This window comes from Priestia sp. P1_B12_1 (assembly GCF_056406695.1).
On sequence record NZ_JBFTZR010000001.1, the window covers coordinates 920,719 to 938,890 of the forward strand.

The 18,172-nt window shown below is 39.7% G+C and carries 16 protein-coding genes and 1 other annotated feature; of the genes, 3 read left to right on the top strand and 13 right to left on the bottom strand.

Annotated features, from left to right (window positions below; translation table 11 throughout):
* Positions 1-14: 14 nt before the first annotated feature.
* From AC1D0Y_RS04815 to AC1D0Y_RS04825, 3 genes are all read right to left on the bottom strand, one after another.
* The gene (locus tag AC1D0Y_RS04815) at positions 15-788 is read right to left on the bottom strand and encodes an enoyl-CoA hydratase (RefSeq protein ID WP_028410540.1); all 774 of its coding nucleotides are present in this window, start codon (positions 786-788) and stop codon (positions 15-17) included.
* An 80-nt stretch (positions 789-868) separates the two neighbouring features.
* Positions 869-1,453: a TetR/AcrR family transcriptional regulator gene (locus AC1D0Y_RS04820; RefSeq protein ID WP_013059408.1), complete on the bottom strand. Its 585-nt coding sequence runs from the start codon at positions 1,451-1,453 to the stop codon at positions 869-871.
* A gap of 112 nt (positions 1,454-1,565) precedes the next feature.
* Positions 1,566-3,257, bottom strand: coding sequence for an AMP-binding protein (locus AC1D0Y_RS04825; protein ID WP_477707359.1), 1,692 nt, complete (start codon positions 3,255-3,257; stop codon positions 1,566-1,568).
* 219 nt (positions 3,258-3,476) lie between these two features.
* Here AC1D0Y_RS04825 and AC1D0Y_RS04830 point away from each other — a divergent pair, with 219 nt between their 5' ends.
* The gene (locus AC1D0Y_RS04830; RefSeq protein WP_028410538.1) at positions 3,477-4,583 is read left to right on the top strand and encodes a 5-methyltetrahydropteroyltriglutamate--homocysteine S-methyltransferase; all 1,107 of its coding nucleotides are present in this window, start codon (positions 3,477-3,479) and stop codon (positions 4,581-4,583) included.
* Between the two features lie 151 nt (positions 4,584-4,734).
* Here AC1D0Y_RS04830 and AC1D0Y_RS04835 read toward each other — a convergent pair whose 3' ends face one another.
* The 5 genes from AC1D0Y_RS04835 to zapA form a co-directional block, all read right to left on the bottom strand.
* The gene (locus AC1D0Y_RS04835; RefSeq protein WP_013059411.1) at positions 4,735-5,142 is read right to left on the bottom strand and encodes a DUF350 domain-containing protein; all 408 of its coding nucleotides are present in this window, start codon (positions 5,140-5,142) and stop codon (positions 4,735-4,737) included.
* A 181-nt stretch (positions 5,143-5,323) separates the two neighbouring features.
* Positions 5,324-7,687 carry an endonuclease MutS2 gene (locus tag AC1D0Y_RS04840; RefSeq protein WP_060745468.1) on the bottom strand — a complete coding sequence of 788 codons (2,364 nt, stop codon included), beginning with the start codon at positions 7,685-7,687 and terminating at the stop codon, positions 5,324-5,326.
* Between the two features lie 19 nt (positions 7,688-7,706).
* Positions 7,707-9,419 carry a DNA polymerase/3'-5' exonuclease PolX gene (gene polX / locus AC1D0Y_RS04845; protein ID WP_060745469.1) on the bottom strand — a complete coding sequence of 571 codons (1,713 nt, stop codon included), beginning with the start codon at positions 9,417-9,419 and terminating at the stop codon, positions 7,707-7,709.
* Between the two features lie 198 nt (positions 9,420-9,617).
* Positions 9,618-10,175 (bottom strand): CvpA family protein, encoded by a 558-nt coding sequence (locus AC1D0Y_RS04850; RefSeq protein ID WP_014458067.1) that lies wholly within the window; start codon positions 10,173-10,175, stop codon positions 9,618-9,620.
* Positions 10,172-10,432 (bottom strand): cell division protein ZapA, encoded by a 261-nt coding sequence (gene zapA / locus AC1D0Y_RS04855; RefSeq protein WP_013059415.1) that lies wholly within the window; start codon positions 10,430-10,432, stop codon positions 10,172-10,174. The genes AC1D0Y_RS04850 and zapA overlap by 4 nt, the downstream gene beginning before the upstream one ends.
* A 143-nt stretch (positions 10,433-10,575) precedes the next feature.
* Here zapA and rnhC point away from each other — a divergent pair, with 143 nt between their 5' ends.
* Entirely contained in the window at positions 10,576-11,490 is a 915-nt protein-coding gene (gene rnhC / locus AC1D0Y_RS04860) for a ribonuclease HIII (RefSeq protein ID WP_060745470.1), read from the top strand.
* 33 nt (positions 11,491-11,523) lie between these two features.
* On the opposite strand, the gene pheT is transcribed toward rnhC, so the two are convergent.
* The 3 genes from pheT to AC1D0Y_RS04875 form a co-directional block, all read right to left on the bottom strand.
* The gene (gene pheT / locus AC1D0Y_RS04865; RefSeq protein ID WP_060745471.1) at positions 11,524-13,938 is read right to left on the bottom strand and encodes a phenylalanine--tRNA ligase subunit beta; all 2,415 of its coding nucleotides are present in this window, start codon (positions 13,936-13,938) and stop codon (positions 11,524-11,526) included.
* A 13-nt stretch (positions 13,939-13,951) separates the two neighbouring features.
* Positions 13,952-14,986, bottom strand: a complete 1,035-nt coding sequence (gene pheS, locus AC1D0Y_RS04870; RefSeq protein ID WP_014458064.1) for a phenylalanine--tRNA ligase subunit alpha — start codon at positions 14,984-14,986, stop codon at positions 13,952-13,954.
* Between the two features lie 54 nt (positions 14,987-15,040).
* Positions 15,041-15,276: a binding site (T-box leader), on the bottom strand.
* Between the two features lie 48 nt (positions 15,277-15,324).
* On the bottom strand, positions 15,325-16,089 hold the full coding sequence (locus tag AC1D0Y_RS04875; protein ID WP_176550085.1) for a TrmH family RNA methyltransferase: 765 nt from the start codon (positions 16,087-16,089) through the stop codon (positions 15,325-15,327).
* A 140-nt stretch (positions 16,090-16,229) separates the two neighbouring features.
* Between AC1D0Y_RS04875 and sspI the strand changes: the two genes are divergently transcribed.
* Entirely contained in the window at positions 16,230-16,436 is a 207-nt protein-coding gene (gene sspI / locus AC1D0Y_RS04880; RefSeq protein ID WP_013059420.1) for a small acid-soluble spore protein SspI, read from the top strand.
* 57 nt (positions 16,437-16,493) lie between these two features.
* Here sspI and AC1D0Y_RS04885 read toward each other — a convergent pair whose 3' ends face one another.
* Both AC1D0Y_RS04885 and AC1D0Y_RS04890 read right to left on the bottom strand, forming a co-directional pair.
* The gene (locus tag AC1D0Y_RS04885; protein ID WP_028410532.1) at positions 16,494-17,579 is read right to left on the bottom strand and encodes a M42 family metallopeptidase; all 1,086 of its coding nucleotides are present in this window, start codon (positions 17,577-17,579) and stop codon (positions 16,494-16,496) included.
* A gap of 77 nt (positions 17,580-17,656) precedes the next feature.
* Positions 17,657-18,145, bottom strand: coding sequence for a dUTP diphosphatase (locus AC1D0Y_RS04890; protein WP_060745473.1), 489 nt, complete (start codon positions 18,143-18,145; stop codon positions 17,657-17,659).
* Between the last annotated feature and the right edge of the window lie 27 nt (positions 18,146-18,172).

An 18,172-nucleotide genomic window follows, 5' to 3' on the forward strand; every position in this document is an offset into this window, starting at 1 on the left:
TTCCCCTCCTAAGCTTATTTTCCTAAAAATTTAGGCTGGCGCTTTTCAATAAAAGCGGCTACGCCTTCTTGAGCATCCTGGCTTTTGAATACGCTTCCAAAAAACTGCGCTTCTTTTTTAATGCCGCTGTAGTAAGCATCTGTTTTTACATGCTGAAGCAGCTGCAAGGTAGCTTTAACAGAAATCGGGCTTTTTTTGGCAATTTTTCTAGCAAGTAAAAATGTTTCATTGATAAGCTGACTTTCTTCAAAAGCTGCATTTGCCAATCCTAACTCCACTGCCTCGCTTCCGGATATTGGATCACTGGTCAGCATCATCTCACAAGCCTTATGAACTCCTACATAACGAGGCAATCGCTGAGTTCCTCCAAAACCTGGTATAATTCCTAACTGCAGCTCAGGCAAGCCCAGCTTAGCGTTTTCCGTTACCAAACGGATATGGCAGCTCATAGCAAGCTCCAACCCTCCGCCTAAAGCAGCCCCATGAATAGCTGCAATCACTGGTTTTGGGTAATTTTCAATATACTCAAAGAGCTCTTGACCGTTAACAGCAAGCTTCTCGTATTCTTTTTCCTGCTGAAGCGATGTGAATTCTTTTATATCAGCTCCGGCACAAAAGAATTTCCCTTCACCTTTAATAACGATAACCCTTGTCTCTTTACTATCTTCCAAATGTTTCAAAACACTTGAAAGATCTTTTAATAAATCTTGAGACAAAGCGTTAGCAGGTTGTCTATTTAACGTAATGAAGCTTATTGCATCAACAGTTTCAACCTGGATAATCTCCATTTGTTTACGCCACCCTTTCTTTCTATTTTCATTACCTTGCGCTTTTTCCCCTCGCAGGGGAGCAGCAGGCTCACTTACGATTATGAGCCGCTGCAGCCGTTTAACAGCAGGGAATGGACTTTATCTACCGATTCTATTAGACCATATCGATGATCGTTCATTACCCATGTTGTGACAGTTTCATCAATCGTTCCAAAAATCATCTGTCGCGCAAGACGAATATCTATATTTTCAGAAAACTCACCCGTTTCAATTCCTGTCTGCAAAATAGAATCAATGAGAGTCAGATAATCTTTTAATACATCGTTAATTTTCAATCTTAAATCTTTGTTCGATTGACGCAGTTCGAGCTGTGTCACTGTAGCTAAATGATGATCCTCTGCTAGAAACGAAAAATGTTTGTCAATTAACACATGAAGTTTTTCTGCCGCGGTTTCAATTCCCGCCAGTTCTTCATAAATTTTTTCTACAAATTGTCCCATCTTCTCTTGAAACAAGGAAATTAAGACATCTTCTTTGTTTTTAAAATATAAATATATCGTACCGTCTGCAACTCCAGCCTGCTTAGCAATTTTAGACACCTGAGCATTGTGGTATCCGTTTTCTGCTATTACTACTACAGCTGCATCGATAATCTGTTTATACTTTGGCTTATTTCTTCTCAATCTTATACGCTCCTTTAAAATATGAATGATTATTCATTCATATCTTTATAATAAAGAAACCGCAAGTATCTGTCAATTATGTTTCAGTAAAAAAATCAAAGGCGACGATCGATTACGTCGCCTTTTTATGCTTTTCATTTTCTTCATCAATCAGCGCTCGTCGCAGAATCTTACCGACCGCTGTTTTGGGAAGCTCATTTCGAAATTCATAAAGGCGCGGAACTTTATAAGCAGCTAAATACTTTCTGGAAAACTCATTTAGCTCTTCTTCAGTACATCTTACACCATTTTTTAATACAATGTAAGCCTTCACCGTTTCTCCTCTATATGGGTCAGGAACACCTACTACTACAGCTTCTTGAATTTTTTCATGCTCATATAATACTTCTTCAACTTCTCGAGGATAGATATTATATCCCCCGGCAATAATAATATCTTTCTTTCGGTCTACTACATAAAAATAACCTTTATCATCCATATAGCCAACATCACCTGTTAGCAACCATCCGTCTCGCATAACAGCCTCCGTTTCTTCAGGCTGCTTCCAATATCCTTTCATGACCTGAGGACCTTTAACCGCAATTTCTCCTACTTCGCTTACAGCAGCTTCTTTACCTGTTTCAAACGAGAGAATTTTGGCATCCGTGTCTGGCCAAGGTACTCCAATGCTTCCTGGTATTCTCTCTTCCCAAAGAAAATTAGCATGAGTCACAGGAGAGGTTTCTGTTAATCCATATCCTTCTACCAGTTTACCTCCGGTGATCTTTTCAAACTGCTCCTGCACTTCTACAGGAAGGGGAGACGAACCGCTCATACATGAATCAATGGAAGATAGGTTGTATTTTGCTAAATCAGGATGATTTAATAATGCGATGTAAATTGTCGGAGCACCTGGAAATAAAGTAGGCTGCTGCTTATGAATGGTTTTGAGCGTCGTTTTTGCATCAAATTTAGGCAGAAGAACCATCTCATAATTTTGCAAAACCGATAGAACAAGAACTGTTGTTAAACCATACACATGAAAAAATGGGATAATTCCAAGCACTTTTTCTTCTCCATGCTTGCAGCGGTATAACCAATGTGAACACATCGTTGCATTGGCTACCAAGTTTTTATGAGTAAGCATGACTCCTTTTGGAAAACCCGTTGTTCCCCCGGTATATTGTAAAATCGCGATATCTTCGTCTGAAATTCCCTCAGCGTTACATACTGCTGGAGAGGATTCATTTATAATACGTTTAAATAAATGAGTAGTCTCCGTATGACTCACATCCACGCTTATCTTCTGCTGCTTGCGCTGAATAAATGGATACATTATGTTTTTGGGAAATGGGAGATAATCTTGAATAGAGGTGATGACTACGTGCTTCACTTTTGTTAACGCTTTCATTTTTACTACACGCGGATATAGCAAATCGAGTGCAATAATCATGGCCGCTTCTGAATCATTAAGCTGATACTCTAACTCTCTTTCCGTATACAAAGGATTTGTTTGAACGACTACTCCTCCGGCAAGAAGAACAGCATAAAAGGAAATGACTGCTTGAGGGCAATTTGGAAGCATAATGGCTACTCTATCCCCTCTTTTTAATCCCAGTTCAATAAGGTAAGATGACAGCTTTAGGGAATCTTGATGCAGCTGGGAAAACGTCATTTTTTTCCCTAGAAAATAGATTGCGCTTTTTTTAGGATCCTTTTGAACTGCCTCTTCAAAAAGCTGTGCTAAATTTTTTTGTTCATAATGAAGCCTAGCAGGTATTTCATCCGGATATTGAGAAAGCCATATCTTTTCGGTGGATTCCACACGTATCCTCTCCCTCAAAAAAAATAAAAAATTAGAATTTTCTAATTAAAATTATAGTTCATTCTTTTTTTAGATGCAATCGTTATTCAATGTTCTCTTTCCTCCCTAATCACTCTTTCATCCTGCAGCGTAATAAATAAAAATTGGATTTACCCCTGTACATTATCCGAATTTTTTGTATATAATAAAAATTAGATTTTTTTTAAGGAGCTGTATGAATTGACAACAACATTGACTAAAGGACCGTTTAAAGCAGATCACGTTGGAAGCTTTTTGCGTCCCGAGCGTATCAAGCAAGCACGATTACAAGTGGAAAACGGGGAAATGACAAATAAACAGCTTCGAGCAATTGAAGATGAAGAAATTCGTAAGCTCGTAGAAAAGCAAAAGCAAATTGGATTAAAAGCCGTCACAGACGGTGAGTTTCGCCGTGCGTGGTGGCACTTTGATTTTCTGTCAGAGCTTGTTGGCGTAGAACTTTACGAAGCAGAGTCGGGAATTCAGTTTCACGGGGTCCAAACAAAAGCTCACGGTATAAAAGTAACTGGAAAACTAGATTTTAATCACCACCCTATGATTGAAGATTATAAATTTCTTCATCAAGCTGCTGGAAAAGAACACGTAGCTAAGTTCACCATTCCAAGTCCCAATATGCTGTTTTTCAGAGGTCATATTGAAGAGTCTGCTTATTCGGATACGGATGTATTTTTTGCTGATTTAGTTAAAACATATCAAAAAGCCATTCAAGCATTTTATGATGCCGGATGCCGCTATTTACAGTTAGATGATACTGCGTGGGCAGTCTTTTTCTCAGAAAAAGGACAAGAACAAATCGCTTCAAAAGGTTTCACGCCCCAAGAATTACTGAAACGTTTTACGGATGCGATCAATGAATCCATTGCGCATAAGCCAGATGATATGGTCATTACAATGCATATTTGCAGAGGGAATTTCCAGTCTACTTATACAGCAAGCGGCGGATATGAAAATGCGTCAAAAGCTATTTTCAGTCAGTTAAACGTAGATGGACTATTTTTAGAATTTGATGATGAACGCTCAGGAGGATTCGAACCTCTTCGACATGTAAAGCGAGATGATCTTCAGATTGTCCTTGGTCTTATCACATCAAAATTTGGAGATTTAGAAGATCCTGAAGCAGTGAAAAAACGAATTGCTGAAGCAGCAGAATTTGTTTCTCTTGATCAAATTTGTTTAAGTCCCCAGTGCGGATTTGCTTCTACAGAAGAAGGAAATTTACTTACTGAAGAGCAGCAGTGGGATAAAGTAAAGCACGTGATTTCAATTGCTGAAGACGTATGGAAGTAATCATTAAAAAAGCTGACCTGCTTTAAGGTCAGCTTTTTTGCTGTCATCATAATGTTAGGAAAAGCTATATAGATAAATAGATAAGACCAATAAGCATAAACACTCCGCATAAAACGAGTAAAATTTTCGCTAACTTCTCCATCACTCTCTCCTATCCTATCCCTGCTCCTATTACATAGGACATACCGATTGAAATAACAAGTGAAATAAACCCAACGGCTCTGTTATCTTGTTCAATTTCATCATCGATTCGAAATTTTGGCGTCAAAAATTCGAAAATAAAATAGCTGACTAGTAAAAGAACGAACCCATATATTCCCCATCCGAGCATTCTTAGCAAATTGTCGTTATGCTCAATCGAATAGCGAAAAATATTAGCTAATCCAAATATTTTCCCACCTGTTGCCATCGCAACAGCCATATTTCCTTTTTGAATCTCTTCCCAATTCTTATACTTAGTAACGAGCTCAAACACAACAAGAAAGACGACAATGCTCAAGACAACCACGCTGTAATAAGCGGCGGATTCAATATACGGGTCTTTCCAAAAATCCCTCATTTTTGCATCACTCCTAATTTATATTACGCTCTACGTAATGAACTGACAGGTCTCTTTCCTTTACTTGTATCGTTCTTAAAAGAGATAAAAAACCCAGCATAGTCCATGAGCCATGTCGGATTTTCTATCTTCATATATGCTTGTTCAGCGCATCGACTGACACCTTTATTTCAGCGTTCTTTTATTTAAATTCCACAACCGTAACGCCAGAACCTCCTTCAGAAGCCTCTCCGAAACGAATATTTTTAACAGAACGATGATTTTTCAAATATTCCTGTACGCCTTTACGAAGAGCTCCAGTTCCTTTACCGTGGATAATCGAAACGCGCGGATAGTTGGCTAACAAAGCATCATCAATATATTTTTCAACTCGAATCAGCGCATTTTCATAGCGCTCTCCTCTTAAATCCAATTCTAGATTTACATGATAATCTTTTCCCTTTACCGTAGCAAGCGGCTTGGTTTCTACAGGTTTTGGAGAACTGATATATTCGAGATCTTTTTCTTTCACCTTCATTTTCATGATCCCCATTTGTACTTGCCATTCATTATTGCTTACTCGTTCTACAAGCGTTCCTTTTTGTCCCCAGCTTAAGACTTTCACTTCATCTCCAGCTTGAAGAGTGCGCTCTTGTTTTTTCGGCGCAGCCGGTTTCTTTTTACTTTTTTCAAGAGTTGGAACTGCATCTTCTAGACGTTTACGCGCTTCAATCAATTCATGCTCTTTTACAAGCGCATGATTTTTTTGACTCATTTTACGCAAATCGCTAATGATTTTCTCTGCTTCTTCAGATGCTGCTTTAACTGTGGCTTGAGCTTTTTCTTCAGCTTTTTCGTACAGCTTATCTCGTTTTTCATTAAACTCAATAATCTGACTCTGTAATTCTTTATGAAGCTTCTGAGCCTCTTTTCTTAGCTCTTCAGCTTCTTCTAGCTCGTGTTCAGATTGACGGCGGCTATCTTCAAGAGAGGCAATCATATTTTCTACTTTATTTGTTTCTGAGCCAATATAGCCTTTGGCACGTTCAATTACTTCAGCACTTAAACCTAAACGTTTTGAAATCTCAAAAGCATTGCTTCGACCCGGTACACCAATCAGCAGCTTGTAAGTAGGGCTCAATGTTTCAATATCAAACTCTACGCTAGCATTGACCACTCCTTCACGGTTATAGCCGTACGCCTTTAATTCAGGATAGTGAGTAGTCGCAACTACGCGAGCTCCTTTTTCATATACTTGATCTAAAATCGAAATCGCAAGCGCTGCACCTTCTTGAGGATCCGTTCCTGCTCCCAATTCATCGAACAAGACCAGACTTTCGTGATCTACTTTTTGTAAAATATCTACAATGTTGACCATATGAGATGAAAAGGTACTCAAACTTTGTTCAATCGACTGCTCATCTCCAATATCAGCAAATACGTGCTTAAACACAGCCATTTCCGATCCATCCAGCGCAGGAATCTGCAAACCCGCTTGAGCCATTAACGTAAATAATCCAAGTGTTTTTAACGTTACGGTTTTACCGCCGGTATTTGGTCCTGTAATAACGATAGACGTATATTGATCACCTAGCTCAATATCATTCGCAACGACGTCTTCCTGTGCAATAAGAGGATGTTTTGCCTTCACTAACTTAATATAGCCTCGGTCGTTCATTTTAGGTTTTGAAGCTTTTAGCTCATGGCTATAGCGTCCTTTAGCAAACATGAAGTCCAGCTCACCTAACAGATACACGTTTTGACGGAGTTCATTTGCCACTTCCGCTACCTGAACGGTTAAAGCAATGAGAATACGCTCAATTTCTTGTTTTTCTTTTACCTTTGCTTCTTGAAGCTCATTGTTTAACGTCACAATCGCCTGAGGCTCAATAAATAAAGTTGCTCCGGATGAAGACTGATCGTGCACAATGCCTCCATACGCACTGCGATATTCTTGCTTAACAGGAATAACGAAACGTTCGTTTCGAATGGTAACAATTGCATCTGACAACATTTTTTGAGCAGACGAGGAGCGAATAAGGCTCTCTAGCTTTTCGCGAATACGAGACTCCGTTGAGCGAAGTTTTTGACGAATGCCTCTTAGCTGGTCGCTTGCACCGTCCAGCACTGTGCCATTCTCATCAATACTCATTTTAATTGTTTGTTCTACCTCAGGAAGAGGCATTAGTTTTTCGATATGTTCAGTTATAATTGGAAGCTGTAAATCTTCGTCTTCCACTACTTGCTCGATAAATTGCTTGACTTGTCTTGCAGCATAAATAGTGCTTGCTACATCAAGAAGTTCATTAGAGCTTAGCGTTCCCCCAATTTCAGCACGCTTCACGCTAGGTCGAACGTCAAAAATGCCCCCTAGCGGTACGTTGCCACGCAATCGCAGCACGGTTGTCGCTTCATCTGTTGCTTCCTGCCATTTGACTACTTCTTCATACTGAGTCGAGGGAATCAAATTCGCTACTTTTTCTCGGCCTAAAGAAGAAGCTACTTTTTTCTGAAGCTGTTCCTTAACTTTATTAAACTCTAGTACATGAAAAATACGTGATTGCAAAACTGATTCCTCCTGTTGCTTATTTATGTCGATTTAAAAAGGCGGTTAATTCTTTGAGACTATACGTATTTAATACCGTTTCTGGTTTAAGCCAGCCTTTAATTCCCGTAGATATTCCAATTTCCATATGCTCTAGCATGTCTAGATTGTGAGCATCTGTATTAATAGCAATTTTAACTCCTGCCTCTTGGGCTTTTTTTATGTGTTCAGCGGCTAAATCTAAACGGTTTGGATTCGCGTTTAGTTCAAGAGCCGTTTTTGTTTCTTTAGCTAATTCAATTAGCATATCAATATCTACATCATATCCGTTGCGGCGACCAATCAAACGACCCGTCGGATGAGCGATTAAATCTACATGAACATTGTTTAACGCTTGCTTTAAGCGATTCATAATTTCTTCGCGTGATTGCGAAAAACTAGAGTGAATGGACGCAATAACAAAATCTAGCTCAGCTAGCATTTCATCATCATAATCAAGTGTTGCATCAGGCAAAATATCCATTTCAATTCCTGCTAGTATTGTAAAATCATCGAACTGTGCGTTTAAACGATTAATTTCTTCACGCTGTTTACGAATGCGTTCAGGCGTTAGACCGTTAGCTACTTTTAAATACTGAGAATGGTCTGTAATCGCCATGTACTCATAGCCTCGCGCGCGACATGCTTCCGCCATTTCTTCAATCGAATACGCCCCGTCGCTCCACGTGGAGTGCATATGCAAATCACCTTTTACGGCACCGTAGGTCACAAGCGTTTGAGGCTTTATAAATGCATCTACTTCCGTTCCATCTTCACGAAGTTCAGGCGGAATAAAAGACAGGCCAAAATGTTCATAGAATGCTTGTTCAGACTCAAAAGTCATGACGTCGCCTGTCTCCGTATTTTCAACGCCATACTCGCTAATTTTTTCACCGCGTTCTTTTGCTAATTGACGCATACGCACATTATGGTCTTTTGATCCTGTAAAATGGTGAAGCGTTGTGGCAAACGCTTTATCTTCTACAAGACGAAAATCCACAGACACATCGTACTCATAGGCTAACGTTACGGATACTTTTGTATCTCCATTTGCAATGATATCCTTCACATTTGGCAGCGATACTAGCTGTTCACGGACAGCATGAGGCTCAGCTGTTGAAATAATAAAATCAAGATCTTTTACGGTTTCCCTCATGCGGCGAATGCTCCCTGCTTGAGAAAAACGATCAATGCTATGCATCTGTTTAAGGGCTTCTAAAATTTCTTCCGCTATTGGAAGCATAAAAGCAAGAGGCAAACGATCAGGACGCTTCCCAAACTCTTCAATGGCAGCGATAATTTTTTCTTCTGTCTTTTTACCAAAACCGCTTAGTCCCTGCACTCGATTTTCCATACACGCCTGATGCAGTGATTCCATATCTCGAATATCTAGCTCTTTATATAATTTAGCGATTTTTTTACCTCCAAGCCCCGGCAGCTTAAGCAAAGGAATAAGTCCTTCAGGAACTTCTTGCTTTAGTTCTTCTAATACGCTTGACTCATTTGTTTCCATATACTCTGTAATGACTGCAGCCGTTCCTTTTCCAATCCCTTGGAGCTTGGTAAAATCCTCAATCTCTGTCAGCGTTCTTTCGTCCGTTTCTAGCGCTGCAGCTGCTTTTCGAAAAGCGGAAATTTTAAAAGAGTTATCTCCCTTTAATTCCATATATGTAGCAATTGTTTCTAACAATTTAATAATATCCTTTTTATTCATCTCTTTTCACCAGCCTATTATCATAATAACGAAACTTTCAAAAACATGATGAGTGACATATGTACTCTCCCAAATTTTCATCTAGACATATTTTTATCCTCATGAAAACCGCAGGTCAGACTGCGATAAAAAAAGAGGGTATCTCAAAAGTATTATGACACTTTCGACACACCCTCTCAACAAGCTATTGTAATTTCATTACATTACACCATACTGAGTCCACAAATCTTGAATCGCAGACGATAAGTATGGAGTATTTTGTACGATATTGATTGCAATTGAAGACTGTTGAATTGGCGTTTGAATTTCACTTACAGGAATCACGGCTCCAATGTATAACAAAATAAAAACGATGATATACACTTCAACGAATCCAAGTGCACCTCCGCCCCATTTATTTAACTGGCGCAGAATTGGCAGTTCGGTTAAAGCCGTTAAAACAGAGCCTGCAAGGCGAAGTACAATGTGAGTAGCAAAAAATAAAATCGCAAATGCAATCATTCGATAAAAAGCGTCTTCTATCGTTCCAGAATCAAATACAAACGATGCGACACTTTGCTGCTGAATATTGTCCGGAAACGGAATCAACAAGCGAAGTCGGCTTGCCAGATCTCCACTAAACATATAAGCGACGATAAACGAAACCGCAAAACTGACAATATGAATGAGCTGCAAAATAAATCCTCTTTTAAGACCGGTTACAAAGCCTAAAAGAAGCAATATAATTAAAATGATATTAAGCATTGACTCAGTCATTCCTCTTTTCCATAAAGTTTTTGTTCAAGTCTCTCATAGTCTTCTTTCAGTTTTATATATTCGTGTACAGCATTCACAGCTGTTAATACTGCTAATTTATTGATATCTAAAGAAGGGTTTTTAGTACTGATTTCACGCATTTTTTCATCCACTATAGAGGCGACAAGTCGAATATGGCTTGTACTTTCGCTACCGACGATGCTGTACTGCTGACCAAAGATGTCAACTGTCGCACGTGTTTTATCTTGTCTTGACACGAGAAAATCCTCCGTTCCACGAAAAATCCTAATCCCTATCATACCACGAAGAAGACTTCAATGGAAACATATCTATATTTAAGCTATCATAAGGGATAGTGCTTATAAAGTAAACTAAAATACCCCGAAAGGAGTGAAGCATTATGTCACATGCTGTTATTAAGGTATCAGCTGATCAAATAGCTAAAATGAAGATTCATTACACATCCTATCTACAGCCCAAACTTCCGCAGGGAAGTATTTTTGCAGCTAAAACTCCCGGCTGTTCCATCACTGCGTACCGCTCTGGAAAAGTACTTTTTCAAGGAAAAGAAGCTGAAACAGAAGCGGCTCAGTGGGGAGGTCCTTTAGATGCTGCGAAAAAGGCTCCTGTCTCACACCTCCCATCAAACTTCAGCTCACTATCTGTCATCGGTTCTGACGAGGTAGGGACAGGAGATTATTTTGGTCCTATGACCGTAGTTGCTGCCTATGTTCAAAAAGAGCAGCTTCCTTTATTAAAAGAATTAGGAGTACGAGATTCAAAAGAGTTAACGGATGCTAAAATTATTGAAATTGCCAAGCAGCTTGTTTCGTTTATTCCCTATAGTTTGCTTGTTTTACATAACGAAAAGTATAATGCATTTCAAGAAAAAGGCATGTCACAAGGTAAAATGAAAGCTCTGTTGCACAACAAAGCTTTATCCAACGTGTTAAAAAAATTGGATCCTGAAAAACCCGATGCCATTTTAATTGACCAGTTTGTCGAAAAAAACACCTATTATAAACACGTGGTAAAGGAAAAAGAAATTATCAAAGAAAATGTCTTTTTCAGCACAAAAGGAGAAAGCGTTCATTTATCTGTAGCTGCTGCTTCCATTATTGCCAGATACGCATTTTTAAAACAAATGGATTTGCTGACGGAAAAGACCGGGATGGTTATTCCTCGGGGAGCTGGCGCACAAGTTGATATCGCCGCTGCTAAAATCATTAAGAAACATGGCGTGAATGCGCTGAACTCTTTAGCTAAAATTCATTTTGCTAATACGGAAAAAGCTTTAAAATTAGCTAAAAAATAAGAGATGTGGAAATCCACATCTCTTTTTTTATTCTTATGAACGAAGCGTTGCACCAAATTCTTTTTCTACAGCCTCTAACACTGCACCATGTGCTTTTGCTACTTCTTCATCAGTTAATGTACGTTCAGGATCTAAGTATCGTAAAGAGAAAGCTACAGATTTCTTGCCTTCTTCCATACGCTCGCCTTCATATAGATCAAATACCGTCACGTCTTTTAAAAGTTCTCCGCCCGTCGTATAGATGACGCGCTGAACTTCTCCTGCAAGAACGTTTTTATCTACCACAAGTGCAATATCACGTGTAATAGATGGGAATCTTGGAATAGCTGAATAACGAACTTCTTCGACATCTGCAGCTAATAGCTCTTGAAGGTGTAATTCAAATACGTATGTTTCACGAAGACCATACTGTTTCTGAGCAACAGGATGAACTTGACCTACGTATCCAATTTCTTTTTCATCTAACCATACAGCCGCTGTACGTCCAGGGTGCATACCGTCTTTTTTAACAGGAGCATATGAGATTCGTTTCTCTAAACCAAGCTGTGCAAATAACCCTTCTAGTACACCTTTAATCACATAGAAATCAACGACTTTCTTTTCACCTTGCCAGCCGTGAGCATGCCATAGACCCGTGATTGCACCAGCTACGCGCTCCTGCTCATCCGGTAATTCTCCTTCACCTTTAGATAAGAACACTGAGCCTGTTTCGTATAGTGCAATAGAATCCGACTGGCGAGCATTATTATGCTTCACTGCTTCTAGCAAATGAGGCACTAAGCTTTGACGAAGGATGCTGCGATCTTCACTCATCGGCATTGCTAGACCAATCGTACTTGTTGCATTTAGTGCAAACTGAGTAGCTTTTTCAGCGCTCGTTAGCGAATATGTTGTTGTTTGTGCTAGTCCCGCACCTTCTAAGAAACGGCGAACTTTACGGCGTCCAAGCTGATACTCTGTTAGTTTTCCTGGAGTTGCCACTGTTACAGGAAGCGTTGTAGGAAGGTTGTCATAGCCATACATACGCGCTACTTCCTCGACGATATCTTCTTCAATTGTAATATCGCCTCTACGAGTTGGCACTGTTACAACAATGGTTTCGTCTTCCACTTTGTTTTCAAATTGAAGACGGTTCATAATGTCTTGTACTTCTTCCATTGATAGCTCTGTACCAAGCACATCGTTAATACGGCCAAGTGACACAGCTACAACAGCAGGTTCCACAGTTAGTGTATCTACTTCTACAGTACCGCTTACCACTTCACCTGAAGCGTATTCAGCCATTAATTCTGCTGCGCGGTCAGCAGCTACACGCGTACGGTTAGGATCAATTCCTTTTTCAAAACGAGCGCTTGCCTCACTGCGAAGACCGTGGTCTTTTGAAGCTTGGCGAACCGTTAAGCCTTTGAAGTAAGCTGATTCAATGAGAACATTTACCGTATCGTCTTTTACTTCGGAGTTCGCTCCGCCCATTACACCTGCAAGAGCTACCGGCTCACTGCCGTTTGTAATGACAAGCTGATTGCCTTTTAATACGCGCTCTTGATCATCAAGTGTTACAAACTTTTCGCCTTCTGACGCGTGACGTACAACAATTTCTTTTGAACCAAGACGATCATAGTCAAAAGCATGCAGCGGCTGGCCGTATTCAAGCAAAATATAGTTGGTAATATCAACAACGTTGTTATGAGGTCGAATACCAGCTGCCATTAAACGCGTTTGCATCCATAATGGTGACGGAGCAATTTTTACGTTTTTCACAACGCGCGCTACGTAAAGCGGATTGTCTTCTTTTGCCTCTACTTTAACGGAAAGATAATCAGCTGCTTGCTCATCAGACGTTTGCACGTTTACTGACGGATACTTCACTTCACGACGTAAAATAGCAGCCACTTCATGTGCTACGCCTAACATACTTAAGCAGTCTGAACGGTTTGGTGTTAGCCCTAGTTCTAATACTTCATCGTTTAAGTTTAATGCATCTAGTGCATCCGCTCCTACTTCAGCATCGCTTGGGAACACGAAGATGCCTTCTTGATAATCTTTTGCCACAAGCTTGCTTTCAATGCCAAGCTCTTGAAGAGAACAAATCATACCGTTCGATTCTTCACCGCGAAGCTTAGCACGCTTGATTTTAAAGTTACCTGGAAGTACAGCTCCCACTTTTGCAACCGCTACTTTTTGACCTTGTGCCACGTTTGGTGCTCCGCACACGATTTGAACGATTTCTCCTCCGCCAAGATCTACTTGACAGCGGCTTAATTTATCAGCATTTGGATGCTGTTCACGTTCTACAACGTGACCAATTACCACTCCGCTGATGCCTTTATTTAAGTTTTCTACACCTTCAACTTCAATTCCACTTTTTGTGATTTTATCTGCTAACTCTTCTGCCGTTACGCCTGATAAGTCAACATACTCTTGTAACCAACGATAAGATACAAACATCGTAGCCCCTCCTTTATACTTGTTTAAATTGATCTAAGAAACGAACATCATTTGTATAGAAATGACGAATATCATCCACGCCGTGTTTTAACATAGCAATACGCTCTACACCGATTCCAAAAGCAAAACCACGATATTTAGTTGAATCGTATCCAGCCATTTCAAGGACATTTGGATGAACCATGCCAGCTCCTAAAATTTCAATCCAGCCTGTTTGTTTACATACATTACAGCCTTTACCTCCACATTTTGCACACGATACGTCTACTTCTACAGACGGCTCAGTGAACGGGAAGAAACTTGGACGAAGACGAATTTCACGGTCTGCACCGAACATCTTTTTCACAAATACTTCAAGCGTGCCTTTTAAATCGCTCATACGAATGTTTTCGTCTACTACAAGACCTTCAATTTGCATGAATTGATGAGAATGCGTAGCATCATCGTCATCGCGGCGGTACACTTTACCCGGGCAAATAATTTTAACAGGTCCTTTGCCTTCATTCTTGTTCATAACACGAGCTTGAACAGTTGATGTATGCGTACGAAGAAGTGTTTCTTCCGTAATATAGAACGTATCTTGCATATCACGTGCTGGGTGACCTTTTGGCAAGTTCAGCGCTTCGAAATTATAGTAGTCCTGCTCTACTTCCGGTCCTTCTGCTACTTCATAGCCCATTCCTAAGAATAAATCTTCTACTTCTTCAACCACGCTTGTTAGCGGGTGATGCGTACCTGCTTTAACAGGGCGTCCTGGCAGCGTTACGTCGATTGTTTCTGAAGCAAGTTTACGCTCTACCTCAGCTGCTTCTAACGCCGTTTGTTTTTCTTCAATTTTAGATGCAATAGCTTCACGCACTTCATTTGCAAGTGCTCCCATTACAGGACGCTCTTCAGCTGAAAGTTTTCCCATACCGCGAAGTACTTCTGTGATAGGGCCTTTCTTTCCTAAATAAGCTACGCGTACGTCGTTTAATTCTTTTAAAGCACTTGCTGCTTCGACTTTTGCAATTGCTTCTTGTTGAAGTTCTTGTAAACGTTCTTTCATCACTTATTCCTCCTTTTAACGTAAAAAATGACAAATAAAAAAACCTCCTCCCAAAAAAGGGACGAGGATTAGTCGCGTTACCACCCTTGTTAACTATATACGCAGACGTATACAGTTCACTTCATTCAAGTTAACGGAATCTCCGGAACACCTTTACATCTATGTAAGATGGTCTAAGTGTCAACTCAAGAGGTGAATTCACTTATTACATTTATAAAAATGCTTTCAGTCACGGCATTTTCTCCCTGCATAAACGGACATAAGCTACTGCTCTCTTTCATCGTTTTTTACATATGTAACTATTGTATTATTATAGTGAAAACACGTTCTCGATGCAACTACATTCCGCGTAAATAATAAAGTAAGATTCCAGAAGCGATGGCAACATTTAGCGACTCGCTCTTTCCATAGATGGGAATGTACAGATTCTGATCCGTTTGTTCCAGCACTTTCTCGCTTACGCCGTTTCCTTCATTTCCTACAATCAGCGCAAATTCGTTTGAAGGTTTTATGTGTGTATAGACCTTTCCATTTTGTAGCGACGTGCCATAAACTGCTATTCCTCTTTCTTTTAACAGTGAAATCATTTCGAGTAAATCACCTTTTACAATTGGAAGATGAAAAATCGCTCCTTGCGTTGAACGAACGACTTTTGGGTTGTACACATCCACGCTGCCCTCTCCAACGATAATAGCGTCCACTCCGGCAGCATCAGCGGTTCGAATAATCGTACCTAGGTTACCTGGATCTTGCACCGCGTCTAAAAGCAATACTTTCTGTGCTGTATGAATGATTTCTGCATGCTTCGTTTGAAAACACACAGCGATAATTCCTTGAGGTGTTTCGGTGTCAGATAATAATTTGATTATTGCTTCGTTAACAACGGTTATTTCGATACCCTCTATGTTCCACTGTGATGGCACTTCGATCGATTGGCGTATAATTAGTTCCTTTACGCAACCCTCATTTTTGATAGCTTCTTCGACTAAATGAAAGCCTTCTACCATAAAAAGGCCCTGTTTATCACGGTCTTTTTTATTATGCAGCTTTTTCCACGCTTTTACCTGCGGATTTTTAACTGAATCAATTTGTTTCACAAACATAACTCCTTTATCTATATAAAAATAAATAGTTCGATTACATTTTGCTCAATAATCATTAGATAAGTTTCACTTTATTGTACATAGAAATCGCAAAGAAAACAAAAACTATTGGTAACTTTACGATAGCTGAGGTGAAAATGATGGATCTTAATTTACGAAATGCTGTTATTGCAAACGTTTCAGGAAACTCAAAAGAAGAGCTTGAAGCTACAATTTCTGACGCTATTCAAAGCGGCGAAGAAAAAATGCTCCCTGGACTTGGTGTTTTATTTGAGGTGCTTTGGGAAAAGTCTCCAGAATCAGAAAAAGAAGAAATTTTGACAACACTTGAAAACGGTTTAAAATAAATAGCCTTTTCCTCTGTACAGCAAAAAGCTCATTCTCCTAGGAGAATGAGCTTTTTTTTAATTATACGTAATTGCGTTAACCGTATTTCGGTCTAGGCGTTTAATTACTTCGGCAATTAATTTGACTGCATTTTCATAATCATCACGATGAAGCATCGCTGCATGAGAATGGATATAACGAGTTGCGATCGTAATTGAAAGTGCTGGAACCCCGTTAGCTGAAATATGGATAGAACCTGAGTCCGTACCGCCTCCAGCGATTGCATCAAATTGATATGGAATATTTAATTCATCTGCCACATCTACCACTGTATCTCGAAGTCCTTTATGCGAAACCATGGAAGCATCATATAAAATGATTTGCGGACCATCTCCCATTTTAGAAGATGCTTCTTTATCAGAAACACCAGGTGTATCTCCAGCGATTCCGACATCAACAGCAAATGCAATATCCGGTTCAATAAAGTTAGCGGATGTTTTTGCACCTCGAAGTCCAACTTCTTCTTGCACCGTTCCTACACCATACACAACATTTTCATGTTTTTCATTTTTTAAAGCTTTTAATACATCAATAGCGATTGCACAGCCAATACGATTATCCCAAGCTTTCGCTAGCAGCATCTTTTCGTTGTTCATAACCGTAAATTCGAAATAAGGCACAACCTGATCACCAGGTTTCACTCCCCACTCCGCTACTTCTTCTCTGCTAGAAGCACCAATATCGATGAACATATCTTTAATATCAACTGGCTTTTTACGAACTTCTGGAGGCAGGATATGAGGAGGCTTTGAGCCAATAATCCCCGTTACTTCTCCTTTAGATGTAACGATGGTTACGCGTTGAGCAAGCATCACTTGAGACCACCATCCGCCGACCGTTTGAAAACGAATAAAGCCGCGTTCATCAATTTGAGTTACCATAAAGCCTACTTCATCTAAGTGACCGGCTACCATAATTTTAGGCCCTTGTTCGTTGCCTACTTTTTTTGCAATCAAACTGCCTAGCCCATCCGTCGTTACTTCATCTGCATAAGGTGCAATATATTTCTTCATAACCTCACGCGGTTCACGCTCATTTCCAGGAATTCCTTTTGCATCTGTTAGTGCCTTAAGCATTGTCAATGTTTCATCTAACTTTGTCATATGGATTACCCCTTTCATATGTATACCTCTATTATAGCTAAAAAGAGGTTGAAGTAAAATTTCCCATCCCTTTATTTCTAGTATCCTTGTTCTTGGCGTTTAAAATTCACTTCATTTTTTGAGATGTATGCTTCTTCAATATGTTGAGCGGAAAAACCAAACATATCGCCAAGCGTCATGTAAGATACAAACATGTCCACATAGTTTTCTTTCGACTGATCCTGCTCGAAAGCTGCAACTTGTGCAAATACCTGTAAAAATTGTGCTGTTTTTGAATCACTTGCTTTTGCATTTGGTAACTCAGTTAAATCATCGTATCCTTTTTCAATCCCTAAAGAAAGGATAAAATGTACGCCGTCCACAAATTCTTCTAAAATAACAGCATCTTCAGCCGGAGGTTTGACGCTCCAAAATTTGAAGCAGCGCGTTTCGTTTGCCAGCTCTCCGATTTCGACAAGCAGTGCTAAAAGCTTTCTCGGAATCAAATCTTCCTTATGAAGCTCATGCTTATCCTCTATATGCTGATCCAGCTGGCGCTGCATGGTAAATAGCTGTTGTAAATTCAATGTAATCACTCCTGTAATTATGTATAT